Below are 12,807 nucleotides of genomic sequence, written 5' to 3'. Positions count from 1 at the left end.
TAGTAAAGTACGGTTTATGCAAGTGTGCAAATCTATATGTATAGCACTATTGAAAAATCTGTGTGAAAAAATTGACGCTGATTAAAGAGAAAAACCAGCATCAATTCGTTAAATCTGTGTTCAAAAATTATTTCAACGAGATTTTCTTACCAGTTTTAGCAGCTTTGTATATGGCATTTATGACTTTAATATCTTTCAGGCCTTCTTCTCCGGTAATATGATTTGGCAGTTTTTTATTCTCCAGAAGTACTTTCGCAATTTCATCCATTTGTGTTTGCTGCTGGTTGATTTCAGGGAATTTTAAAGGACCTTTTGATGTTTTTCCTTCATACGGGCCATAGCTTAAAGAGGGGCTTAATTGAAAATTACCCTCGTCTGCAGAGGCATAAATTCGGTCAATATAATAGCCAACAGAAGAATTGCAATTTGCCATCGCACCGCTTGGGAATTCCATTTGCCACGAAATACTTTCTTCTGTTTCTGAAAATCTGTTTTTGTCATTTACAGTTCCAAATTGAGCGGTTACAGCAATTGGTTCTTCGCCTAAAATATAGCGGCTTGCCTGAATGCAATAAATTCCTAAATCCATTAACGGACCTCCGCCAGATAATTTTTTATTTAACCTCCATACGCTGGGGTCATTTATATCGACAGGTTTTTTGGCAATCGTATCATAAGTTTTATATCCGAGTGACGTTTCTATATAGCGTACTTGCCCAAAAACTTTCTCTTGTCCCAATCGTTTAATTTCCATATGTGTTGGTTCATAATGAAGGCGGTAGCCAACGGCCAATTGTACCTTATTATCGTTACAGGCTTTAATCATTTCCTCACATTCTTTGACCGTAATTGCCATAGGTTTTTCGGTAATGACATGTTTGCCGGCTTTTGCAGAACGAACAACAAAGTCCTTATGCATGCTGTTTGGCAGTATCACATAAACTAAGTCAATATCCTTGTTGTTGACGATCTCATCAAAATTTTGGTAATTATAGATGTTCTTGTCAGGAATATTGTATTGCACTTTCCATTTGGTCGCTTTTTCGGGAGTACCTGTAACTATTCCGGCAATCGTACAGTATTCAGAAACTTCCAGGCCTTGTGCAACCTTTTTGGCGTAAATTCCCAAGCCGCAAAGTGCTACATTTAATTTTTTTCCGGTATACGGTATTTTGTCAGGATCGGATACCGTTAGAAAAGAAGGCAGTGTCGTTATGATCACAGAGGCTCCAACGCCAGTACCAAATTTATTTACAAATGATCGTCTTGAAATTTTTTCCATGTGGTTTGATTTTATAGTAATAGTGGTTTATTAATAGACTGGTTTTTTTAGAAATAGTACAGTGGTGGTTTTTGTAAAATACTCATTAATAAATAATTATATATTAGAGTGTGTTGTTTACATTTATCATAATGTAACAAATGTAAAAAAATAAGCAAGATTTCTTATTAAGGTTTGAATCAAAAATTTATGAGAATTTTTCTGATTGGTGAGAAAATATTGAGGTGTATTTGAAAGGAAGATGGAACGTAGATGAGAGGGGTTTATGATTGTCGAGGCTTTTTTAATCATTTTATTTTGTATCTGTGGCTAAATTTTTCACGCAGATTTAAATAGATCTTTTTTTAGCTAGCCGAATAAATAAATCTGCGTAAAACAAAAAACCAGCATCAATCGGTATAGATTCCTGTCGTCAGCATTCTAAAAATTATTTTAACGAGACTTTCTTGCCGTTTTCAGCAGCTTTGTATATGGCATTTATGATTTTAATATCTTTCAGTCCTTCTTCTCCTGTAATGTGGTTTGGCAGTTTTTTGTTTGCTAGCAATACTTTTGCAATTTCATCCATTTGTGTTTGCTGTTGGTTGATTACAGGAAATTTCAATGGTCCGTTAGATGATTTTCCTTCAAAGGGTCCGTAACTCAAAGCCGGACTTAATTCAAAATAACCTTCATCGGCGGCAGCATACAATCTGTCAATATTGTAATTGACAGTAGTATTACAATTTGAGACCGCACCGCTTGGAAATTCCATTTGCCATGAAATGCTTTCTTCAGTTTCAGAAAAAATTTGTTTGTTGTAGATAGCGCCAAATTGTGCCGTAACGGCAATTGGTTCTTCACCCAAAATATAACGACTGGCCTGAATACAATAGACTCCTAGATCCATTAAGGGACCTCCGCCGGATAATTTTTTGTTCAGTCTCCATTCGTTGCGATCCTTTAGATTAACAGTGCTTTTTGTGTCACGAGGATCATGTATTTGATACCCCAGAGAAGCTTCTATAAATCGGACTTGCCCTAAAACTTTTTCTTGTCCCAATCGTTTAATTTCTAAATGAGTCGGTTCATAATGCAAGCGATAACCAATTGCCAATTGTACCTTATTATCGTTGCACGCTTTAATCATTTCTTCGCAGTCTTTGACCGTAATAGCCATTGGTTTTTCGGTAATTACATGTTTGCCGGCTTTTGCAGCCCGTATAACAAATTCTTTATGTAATCCATTGGGAAGCACAACATAGACTAAGTCGATATCTTTATTTTTGATGATTTCGTCGAAGTTTTGATAATTGTAAATGTTGTTTTCAGGAATGTTGTATTTCTTTTTCCATTTTTCAGCTTTTTCAGGAGTACCTGTAACGATTCCTGCAAGCTGGCAATATTCAGAAACCTCAATTCCTTCTGCCAGCATTGAGGCATAATTGCCAAGTCCGCATAAGGCGATATTTAATTTTTTTCCGGTGTAAGCTATTTTACTAACTTCAGATAGAGATAAAAAAGAAGGAAGTGTAGTCATAATAACCGAGGCACCAACGCCAACGCCAAATTTATTCACAAACGTTCGTCTTGAAATTTTGTCCATATAGTTTACTTTAAATGAAATAAAATACTTATTTGTTAGTAAGTTATTTTGAAGAAATGTTACATTATGGACTTACTAAAAAAAATCCCTAATTCATAAATCGGATGAATTAGGGATTGAAAATTATTTTAAAAATTGAATTAAAGTAATTGAGCAGCTGCTTCATCGGTAAACCAGGTTAATTTTCCATCAATAGGATTAATTAACTGTGAAGGATAATTATTTACCTCTTTTTGCTCATCCTTTATTACATGTTTCAGTGCTTCGGCTTTATTTTCTCCAAAAACTAAAAATGCAACATTTGATGCTTTGTTAATCAGTGGAGCTGTTAAACTAATACGATATGTGTTTAATTTTTTAACAAAAACTGATGCCACTGTAGCTTCGGTATTATCAACTAAATCGGTATGCGGGAAGATAGAAGCTGTATGTGCGTCGTCTCCCATGCCTAATAAAATCAGGTCAAAAATAATTTCTTTATCTTCAAAATGATGATCAATTCTTTTTTTGTAATCGGCAGCAGCTTCTTGTGGTGAGAGCGTTGTGTTTACATAAAATATTTGATTTTCCGGAGTTTCTAAAACATCAAAAAAGGATTTTTTAGCCATTAAACCATTATAATTTTCATCGGTTGAAAGAACATTACGTTCATCCCCAAAAAAGAAAAATACTTTACTCCAGTCCATTTCGTTTTTGTATTCTGTTGCTAATAAGCGGTAAAGTGCTTTTGGCGAATTACCTCCAGTCAGAACAAAATTGAATTGGTTTCTTTTTTCGATTGCTTTTTTAGCAATTTCAACTACGTAATCGGCTAAATCATGATTTAACTCTTCTGTCGTTTTATATACCAGTATTTCCATGTTTTTTATTCTTTTTCTTTTAAAGGAAGGTTAAACCAGTGAAAACCATCTCTGGCAATCAAAGCTTCTGCTTTTTCGGGTCCCCAGCTATCCGCGGGATAATTAGGAAAACTAATTGATTTTTTGCCTTCCCATGAGTTTAAGATTGGCATTACTAATTCCCAGGCCGCTTCTACCTGATCGCCACGCATAAATAAAGTTTGATCACCCATAATGGCATCCAAAAGCAAGGTTTCGTAGGCTTCCGGGCTATCGTTTTCATAAGTGCCTTTATAGTCAAAAATCATATCGACTGGATTTAAAATGATATCTAATCCAGGTCTTTTCGCCTGTACTTGCATACGAATACTCATCTCAGGCTGAATGCTGATTATCAGGCGATTTTGCTGCCAATTTTCGATGGCACTTCCTGAGAAAATCTGATGCGGAACATCTTTAAACTGAATCGTAATTAAAGACGAAGTTTGGTTCAAACGTTTTCCTGTTCTTAAATAAAAAGGAACTCCCTGCCATCTCCAGTTATCAATATGGAATTTAGCTGCAGCAAAAGTTTCTGTATTAGATTCAGGGTCAACGCTTTTTTCTTGGCGATAACCAAGTACTTCGTTTCCTTCAATCCAACCTTTGCTATATTGCCCCCGAACGGTATTGAAACGAATATCTTCAGCAGAGAAAGGGCGAACTGCTTTTAAAACTTCCACTTTTCGGTTTCTAATTTCAGTAGCTTCAAAAGATGTAGGCGCTTCCATTCCAACCAGACAAAGCAGTTGTAAAAGGTGATTCTGAATCATATCTCTTAACGCACCGGCTCCTTCATAATAACCGCCTCGATCTTGAACTCCCAATTGTTCGGTTACAGAAATTTGCACGTGATCAATATATTGTCTGTTCCATAAAGGCTCAAACATCGCATTGGCAAAACGAAAAGCCATCATGTTTTGAACAGCTTCTTTACCCAGATAATGATCAATACGATAAATTTGTTTTTCGGTAAAAATAGTACTTAACAACGTATTTAGTTCTTTTGCAGATTCTAAATCATAACCAAAAGGTTTTTCAATAACAATACGACTATTGTCTTCGTCTTCAGTTAATTTATATTTTTTAAGGCTTTCAGCAATTATAGGGAAAAAATGGGGTGCTACAGCCAAATAATAAATTACCTGTGTATCTTTTCCGTATTCCTGCTGGTACTTGTCGATAGCAATTTTTAAATTTTCAAAAGTTTTAGGCTTTGCAAAATCAGTGGCACAATAATGTAACGTATTTCCAAAACGATCCCATTTCTCCTTCACTTTTCCAGTACGGGAAAAAGAGCAAACGGCATCTTCAAGGGCATCTTTATAGCCTTGATCGGTATATTCTGTTCTTCCGGTACCAATTATAGCAAATTTATCAGGCATATAACCTTCGATAAATAAGTTATAAAGAGCGGGCGCTAATTTTCGTTTATTTAAATCACCTGTTCCTCCAAATATTACAAAAATAGTGGGGTTTAACTTGGCTTTCGTTTTCATCTTTGTTGTGATATTCGTGTATTAAATTAGGTTCGGTGGTTAATTCCAATCGGCATGAAAAACGCCTTCTTTGTCAATACGTTCAAAAGTATGTGCACCAAAGAAATCGCGCTGAGCCTGAATTAAATTCGAAGGCATTTTAGCACTGGTAATCGTGTCAAAATAAGTCAATGTTGAGGCAAAAGCAGGAATACCAACGCCGTTGCTAACACAAGCAGCAACTGTTTTACGAGTTCCAGTCAAAACTGATTTAATTATTTCCTGAATACCGGCATCTCCAAATAAATGCTCTAATGAATTGTTTTTATCGTAAGCCTGATAAATATCTTCTAAAAATTTAGCTCTAATGATACATCCACCACGCCAAATTTTAGCAATTTCTTGTAATTTCAATTCGTATTTGTATTCTTTAGAAGCCTGCACAAGCAAATGCAAACCTTGAGCATAAGCCGAAATCATCGAGAAATAGAATGCGTTTTCTAAATCATCAACAGTAATATTAATTTTAGCATCGTTTTTCGGAAAAGCCTCTCCTAAAGAAACACGCAATGATTTGTATTTTGATAAATCACGATTAGTTACTGCTTCATTAATTGTTGGAACCGGTAATTGCAGTTCCATTGAAACTTCAGAAGTCCATTTTCCGGTACCCTTAGATCTTGCTTCATCTTTAATCATATCCAAAAGATCGTTTGACGTTTCGGTATCTTTAACTGGGAAAATATCGGTAGTGATTTCTAATAAAAAAGATTGCAATTTTCCTTCATTCCATTTTTTAAATACGGTATGAATTTCTTGGTTAGAATAGCCTAAACCATTTTTCAGGATACTGTACGATTCCGCAAGTAATTGCATGATGGCGTATTCAATTCCGTTGTGAACCATTTTTACAAAATGTCCTGATGCTCCTCGTCCGATATAGGTAACACATGGATCTCCATTTACTTTTGCAGCAATCGCTTCAAAAATATCTTTCATAACATTGTAAGCATTTTTATCTCCGCCCGGCATCATACTAGGTCCAAAACGAGCGCCTTCTTCACCACCGGAAATTCCCATTCCAAAGAAATGCAAACCATCATTTTCCAGTTCAGCAACTCTTCTGTTGGTATCGCTAAAGTGTGAATTTCCACTATCAATAATAATATCTCCTTTGCTTAAAAGTGGCTTTAATTCTGCAATAACACTATCAACAATTGGTCCGGCAGGAACTAATAAAATTAAAGTACGAGGAGTCTGTAAGCTGTCAATAAAATTTTCAATATTATTAAAACCTTCTAAATTATGATTTTTACCTTCTTCTTCGAGTTTAGTAATCATTTTTTGGTCTTTATCATAACCGGTAACAGAAAAACCTTTGTCTGCCATATTTAATAATAAGTTTCGGCCCATTGTGCCTAATCCAATCATTCCTAATTTATATTTTTCAGAATTGATATTTGCCATTTGTTGTGTTTTTTTTAGAACTACAAAATTAAGGTTTAAAATTTATATTATTAAGTATTAATGATGATTTTGAAGGCATGGCTAATATATTGCCCACGGAAGTTGCCCATAAAAATCCTGTTGGAAAGAAAAATCTTTAAATATAGAGCCAGACTTTATTTTTATTTGAATTTCTAAAGAGAAAACAAAATCATTTTATATTTTTGATTTCAAGATTTAAATTGCATTATTTGTAAAATAAAAGCGTAAAGTCTGAAATATATTAATTTATAACACCAAAATCATATATGGCATTTTCAAGTTTATTTCGAAAAAAAACTGTACAAGATATTCTAAAACAAGTTGAAAAAAACGAAGCAGATGGTCATAATGCATTAGGAAAGCATTTGACTGCAAGAGATTTGACTGCGTTTGGAATTGCAGCTATTGTTGGTGCCGGGATTTTCAGTACAATTGGAAAGGCAAGTGCTGATGGTGGACCAGCTGTTATTTTCTTGTTTTTATTTACAGCATTGGCCTGTAGCTTTGCTGCTTTTGCCTACGCAGAATTTGCTTCTATGGTTCCGGTATCAGGAAGTGCTTATACTTATTCTTATGTTGCTTTTGGTGAATTGATCGCCTGGATAATTGGCTGGGCGTTGATTATGGAATATGCTATTGGAAATATAACGGTCGCCATATCCTGGAGTGATTATTTTACGGGACTTCTTCAGAGTGGGGGTATTCGTTTGCCACAATGGATTCAGATGGATTATTTAACCGCTTCAAATGGCTTTAAAGATGCGATGGCTTTGATGCAGGGCGGAAAATCTTTTGAAAAATTAGATTCAGGACTGCAGGCAGCTTATATGGCCTGGACAACCTCGCCAACAATTGGATCTTTTCATTTTGTGGCTGATTTACCAGCCTTATTCATCATCGTTTTAATTACGGCTTTGGTTTACAGAGGAATGAAAGAGTCTCGTAATGCGAGTAACTTAATGGTAGTGGTAAAACTTTGTATTGTACTTTTGGTAATTGCGGTTGGAGTTTTTTATGTTGATACAGCCAATTGGGATCCGTTTGTACCAAATGGTGTTAGCGGTGTTTTAAAAGGAGTTTCAGCTGTTTTCTTTGCTTATATTGGATTTGACGCAATTTCTACAACAGCTGAAGAATGTAAAAATCCACAACGCGATTTACCACGCGGGATGATGTGGGCGATTATTATTTGTACGATTTTGTATATTGCTATTGCCTTGGTTTTAACCGGAATGGTAAGTTATAATGAACTAAATGTTGGAGACCCTTTAGCATTTGTTTTCGAAAAACTAAATTTAAAATGGATGTCAGGAATTATCGCTGTAAGTGCTGTAATTGCAATGGCGAGTGTTTTATTGGTTTTTCAAATGGGGCAGCCACGTATCTGGATGAGTATGAGCCGTGACGGTTTATTGCCAAAGAAATTTGCAACTGTACATCCAAAATACAAAACGCCCTCTTTTGCGACAATTGTAACCGGTTTTGTGGTTGCAGTTCCTGCTTTGTTTTTGAACCTCACAATGGTAACAGATTTATGCAGTATAGGTACTTTATTCGCCTTTGTTCTGGTTTGTGCAGGTGTTTTAGTACTGCAAAATAAACCGGGAATTCCAAGAGGAAAATTCAAAACACCTTATTTAAATTCAAAATATATTTTACCAGTTTTAATGATTGCAGGATTGTATTATGCATTTGCTTTCAATAATAAGGCTACAATGAGCTTTATTAACAACGAGGCAAAATTAAATGATGCGACAGCTATTATTACCTCTTTAAACAAAGAAGAATCAACAAAAGTTTTCAATTATTTAGAAAGTATCGACATTCATAGTAAAACTGCTAAAACATCTGATTTAGAAGATTTATTGAGCCAATATCAAGATGATGATACAAAGTATGCTGCCGTCGTAAAAGGATTGCCAATCAGTGATTCATTAAAATACGAATCAGGTTTTAGCTTATTCAAACATAAAATTCCAATGTGGATTTTCCTTTTCGTTTTGGTTGGATTAGCAGTTTGGTCATTTAGACAAAATCTATCTTTAATTCCACTTTTAGGACTTATTTGCTGTCTGTACATGATGGCAGAATTAAGTGTTTGGAACTGGATTTATTTCACCATCTGGTTATTAATCGGACTCTCAATTTACTTTGGCTACAGCCGAAAAAATAGTAAGCTAAACTTGCCTTCAGATTAGAAGTTAAAACTCAAAAAGTTATATGTAAAAGCCGTTCTGAAATCTATCAGAATGGCTTTTTTTGTTTTATTTCTGTAGATATATTCGTATAATTTTAAAAGTTTTTCTTTAAGTTTACCACTTATAAATTTTAATTTAATATTGTTTATAAATGAGTTTCCTTAAAAATTTACTGAGCAAAAAAGACTTTCCTAGTCAATCTTACAGCGACTTCTGGAATTGGTTTCTAAAACACGAAAAAGAGTTTTTTAAAATTGTTGAAATTGGAGAAAATATACATCAGGGTTTCTTTGATAAACTGGCGCCAAAATTAAAAGAAATTCATGATGGGATTTATTTCCTTACAGGAATGTTTAATGATGAAACTGCAGAATTGATTCTGACACCAGACGGAGAAATTAGAAATATCTATGTTATTGAAGAATTAGTGAATAATGCCCCAAAAATTAAAGGGTGGAAATTTACATCATTAAAGCCAGCATCAGATAGTGAAGATGTTAGTATTACATACGAGAACTTTGAATTTAATTCGGATAATCTAAAGTTTTATCCCAATTTGCATAAAAGTTATCCCGATGAAATTGACTTAACTGTTGTTTATGGTGATTTTGAGGAAGGTAAAAAATCTACAGTTACAAATGGAGTTTATATTTTTTTAGATAACTTTTTGGGAGAATTACATTCAGTTACTTTAATCGATAATCTGAAAGTAATAGGAAATGAGAACGTTTCTCAAGAATTGATTCCGATTGAAAAATTAAAAGAGTATTTAATTTGGAGAGAAAAAGAATTTGTTGAAAAATACGAAGGTCTAAGGCATGATACGGAAAATGATAATTATTCAAGCCTCGAAGCAAAAACAAAAGAAGGAGAAATTGTTTTAGCTATAGTTAATAGCGATATTTTAGACTGGGATAAAAAAGCCTCCCATCCATGGGTTTTAAGTATTGAAATTCCATTTGATGGGAGTAATAATAATGGAATGCCAGATGGTGAAACCTATCAATTATTGAACGAGATTGAAGATGAAATAATGCTTGATCTTAAAGATTTGGATGGTTATTTAAATATAGGAAGAGAAACAAGTTCGGGTAATCGAGAAATCTATTTTGCCTGTAAAGAATTTAGAAAACCACCCAAAGTTTTAGATAAAATTATTAAGAAGTATAATCAGTTTGAAATAAGTTACGAAATATATAAAGATAAATATTGGCAGTCCTTCAAACATCTTGAGCATAATTAAAAACTAAAAGCAGTTCTGAAAATAGTATCAGAATGGATTTTTTGTTCATTGCCTTGTCCTTTCAGCATAAGGAGAGATCGCATTCAAAGATCACGTACTTTATGGTTACATCATCTTATTTCTCCTTATGTTGAAACGGCAAACTGTTCCGATAAAACTTATAGATTCTCTGCAAAATAAACCTATAAAATCCCTAATTCCACCATACAGTCCTTCATCATCTCATAAGTACGCTGAATATCATTATCCAACCCAATAGAAAAGCGAATAAGTCCATCCGTTAAACCCATTTCTTTTTGCTCCTCCAACGGAATCTCACTAGAAGTAGAAGTTCCCGGAGCACTAAATAGAGTCTTGTAGAATCCTAAGCTTACTGCCAAATACCCTAAATTTCTGGACTGCATCAATTCCATTAATTCATTGGCTTTTGCCAAAGTTCCAACATCAATCGTCATCATGCCGCCATAACCATATTCCTGATTAATCATCGTTTTATATAGCTCATGACTCGGGTGACTTTTTAATCCCGGATAAACCGTTTTTAAACCGTCTTTTTCAAATTTTTCAGCTAAAAATTGAGCATTATAACTATGTTGTTTGATTCGGATATGAAGTGTTCTCAAATTTTTCATCACACTGGCAGAGCGTAAACTATCCATTGTTGGTCCCAAAAGCATGCTTGCTCCTGAGTTTACATTTTTCAGCGAATTGATAAATGCTGCCGATGCGCAAGTAACACCTCCAACTGTATCACTGCTTCCGTTAATGTATTTCGTTAAACTGTGAATTACAATATCAGCGCCTAATTTTGCAGGAGAAACTGATAATGGCGAAAACGTATTATCGACGACCAGTTTTAAATTATGTTTTTTTGCAATTTGAGCCAAACCAGCAATATCGGCCACTTCCAATAAAGGGTTGCTTACGGTTTCACAGTACAAAACTTTCGTTTTAGGGGTAATTGCCGCTTCAACAATATCGAGTTTAGTAATGTCTACAAAACTCGTTTCAATTCCAAATCGTGGTGTGAAGTTTTTTAAGAAAGCGTAAGTGCCGCCATAAATCGTTCGGCTCGAAACAATATGATCGCCAGCACCGCAAAGTTGCAGTAGAGTGGGCGTAATCGCTCCCATTCCCGAAGCAGAAACATTTGCTGTTTCCGTTCCTTCCATCGCTGCCAAAGCCTGATCCAAATACAAATTACTAGGCGACGAATGGCGCGAATACAAATAACAGCCTTCCATATTTCCTTCAAAAGTATCAAACATAGTTTTTGCTGAAAGAAAAGTATAGGTCGAAGAGTCAGAAATTGACGGATTTACGCCGCCAAATTCACCAAAGTACTGCAAATCCTGAATTTTGTCCGCTGGGTTAAAGCTTTTCATATAGTTGGTTTTTTTGTTTCAAGTTTGCTTCGCCAGTTTAGCTAAAGCCTCGTGTCAGGTTTCAAGTTGTTTGAATCTAGTGTTAATTTTTAGGAGCTATTTCCTGCTATCCGTTTCAATCTTTTGTGCCAACCTCCGGCACAAAAGGATTTCCACTTCTATCAGGGCTATGCTCTAGTTTTCAAAAGAAATACTATTCAAAATAAGAGATAATTAGAAAATTAGTCAACTATAAAGTGAATAATTAGATTTTAAAACTATTAAAATGGATTTTTTGTGATTATTATTCTAAATTTGAAACAAAAAATATAATTCAATAGATTTTCTTTCGCTTCAATAAACTGTCAACTATTAACCAAAAACCATCAACTAAAATGACTTTAGACGCCACCGATAAAAAACTCTTGGTTTTACTGCAAACCGACAGTAAAAAAACAAATAAAGAATTGTCTTTAAAACTTAATTTATCCGTAACAGCAGTTTACGAGCGCATTAAAAAGTTAGAGCGAGAAGGAATCATAAAAAACTACGTAGCATTAGTCGATAAAACTAAAATCGAAAAAGGTTTTGTGGTTTTTTGTCATTTAAAACTCATTCAGCACACCAAAGAGTTCCTAACCAAATTCGAAAGCGAAGTCATCAAACTCAACGAAGTTTTAGAATGTCATCACGTAAGCGGTGACTACGATTATATCCTGAAAGTTTTGGTAAAAGATATGGAAGCTTACAGAGAATTTTTAGTAACCAAACTCACTACTTTGCAACACATAGGTAGCACACAAAGTACTTTTATGATTAGTGAGGTAAAGAATTCGACGGTGATTTTTTAGGAAGGTTCAGAGGAACAAAGGGTCAAAAGTTTTTAGGATAATCTCGCATTCGCGATAGCTATCGGGATTGCGAGATTAAAAAATAAAACTTTGAGGTTAAATTTATAAACCAAAAAGAATTAAATTTGATTTAAAATGCAACGATAATGGAAACAAAAGAATTAAGACGTAAGCTTATAAAGGATTTTGGAAAGTTCATTGAAGATGATTCTAAATTAGAAATTCTAGAAAGTGTTTTTGATGCTATAAACCATGACGAAAAGAAATCAATTGTTTCCGATTCTCATTATGATTTAGTTGCTGAAGAAAGAGAAAAATATCTTTCAAATGAAAAAGAAGCAAGTTCTTGGGAAGAAGCAGAACAACGTCAGGCTGTGAAAAAACCTCTTTTTTCGATTTAAATCTTCAAAATTTGGGATACTGCAATTCAAATAAAGCCT

The 12,807-nt window shown here is 34.4% G+C and carries 10 protein-coding genes; 4 read left to right on the top strand and 6 right to left on the bottom strand.

What is annotated here, in order from left to right:
* Positions 1-127 precede the first annotated feature (127 nt).
* The 5 genes from ACEN2I_RS18135 to gndA all read right to left on the bottom strand — a co-directional run bounded on the left by ACEN2I_RS18135 (position 128) and on the right by gndA (position 6,690).
* The gene (locus ACEN2I_RS18135; protein WP_441767513.1) at positions 128-1,282 is read right to left on the bottom strand and encodes a Gfo/Idh/MocA family protein; all 1,155 of its coding nucleotides are present in this window, start codon (positions 1,280-1,282) and stop codon (positions 128-130) included.
* A gap of 427 nt (positions 1,283-1,709) precedes the next feature.
* Positions 1,710-2,867 carry a Gfo/Idh/MocA family protein gene (locus tag ACEN2I_RS18130; RefSeq protein WP_441767512.1) on the bottom strand — a complete coding sequence of 386 codons (1,158 nt, stop codon included), beginning with the start codon at positions 2,865-2,867 and terminating at the stop codon, positions 1,710-1,712.
* Positions 2,868-3,007: 140 nt separating this feature from the next.
* A complete protein-coding gene (gene pgl, locus ACEN2I_RS18125) occupies positions 3,008-3,727 on the bottom strand; it encodes a 6-phosphogluconolactonase (RefSeq protein ID WP_441767511.1) in 720 nt (239 codons plus the stop codon).
* 5 nt (positions 3,728-3,732) lie between these two features.
* On the bottom strand, positions 3,733-5,244 hold the full coding sequence (gene zwf / locus ACEN2I_RS18120) for a glucose-6-phosphate dehydrogenase (protein WP_441767510.1): 1,512 nt from the start codon (positions 5,242-5,244) through the stop codon (positions 3,733-3,735).
* A gap of 39 nt (positions 5,245-5,283) precedes the next feature.
* Positions 5,284-6,690 (bottom strand): NADP-dependent phosphogluconate dehydrogenase, encoded by a 1,407-nt coding sequence (gndA, locus tag ACEN2I_RS18115; protein WP_441767509.1) that lies wholly within the window; start codon positions 6,688-6,690, stop codon positions 5,284-5,286.
* A 287-nt stretch (positions 6,691-6,977) separates the two neighbouring features.
* Here gndA and ACEN2I_RS18110 point away from each other — a divergent pair, with 287 nt between their 5' ends.
* A complete protein-coding gene (locus tag ACEN2I_RS18110) occupies positions 6,978-8,909 on the top strand; it encodes an amino acid permease (protein ID WP_441767508.1) in 1,932 nt (643 codons plus the stop codon).
* 151 nt (positions 8,910-9,060) lie between these two features.
* Positions 9,061-10,152, top strand: coding sequence for a DUF695 domain-containing protein (locus ACEN2I_RS18105; protein ID WP_441767507.1), 1,092 nt, complete (start codon positions 9,061-9,063; stop codon positions 10,150-10,152).
* Positions 10,153-10,334: 182 nt separating this feature from the next.
* Here ACEN2I_RS18105 and ACEN2I_RS18100 read toward each other — a convergent pair whose 3' ends face one another.
* Positions 10,335-11,537, bottom strand: coding sequence for an aminotransferase class I/II-fold pyridoxal phosphate-dependent enzyme (locus ACEN2I_RS18100; protein ID WP_441767506.1), 1,203 nt, complete (start codon positions 11,535-11,537; stop codon positions 10,335-10,337).
* Positions 11,538-11,911: 374 nt separating this feature from the next.
* Between ACEN2I_RS18100 and ACEN2I_RS18095 the strand changes: the two genes are divergently transcribed.
* The gene (locus ACEN2I_RS18095) at positions 11,912-12,367 is read left to right on the top strand and encodes an Lrp/AsnC family transcriptional regulator (RefSeq protein WP_441767505.1); all 456 of its coding nucleotides are present in this window, start codon (positions 11,912-11,914) and stop codon (positions 12,365-12,367) included.
* A 146-nt stretch (positions 12,368-12,513) separates the two neighbouring features.
* A complete protein-coding gene (locus tag ACEN2I_RS18090; RefSeq protein ID WP_441767504.1) occupies positions 12,514-12,768 on the top strand; it encodes a hypothetical protein in 255 nt (84 codons plus the stop codon).
* The last annotated feature ends 39 nt before the right edge of the window (positions 12,769-12,807 follow it).

The organism is Flavobacterium sp. W22_SRS_FK3 (assembly GCF_052113665.1).
Taxonomy (GTDB): Bacteria; Bacteroidota; Bacteroidia; order Flavobacteriales; family Flavobacteriaceae; genus Flavobacterium.
The sequence above is the reverse complement of the archived record's forward strand: the minus strand, read 5'-3'. Positions and strand labels throughout refer to the sequence as shown.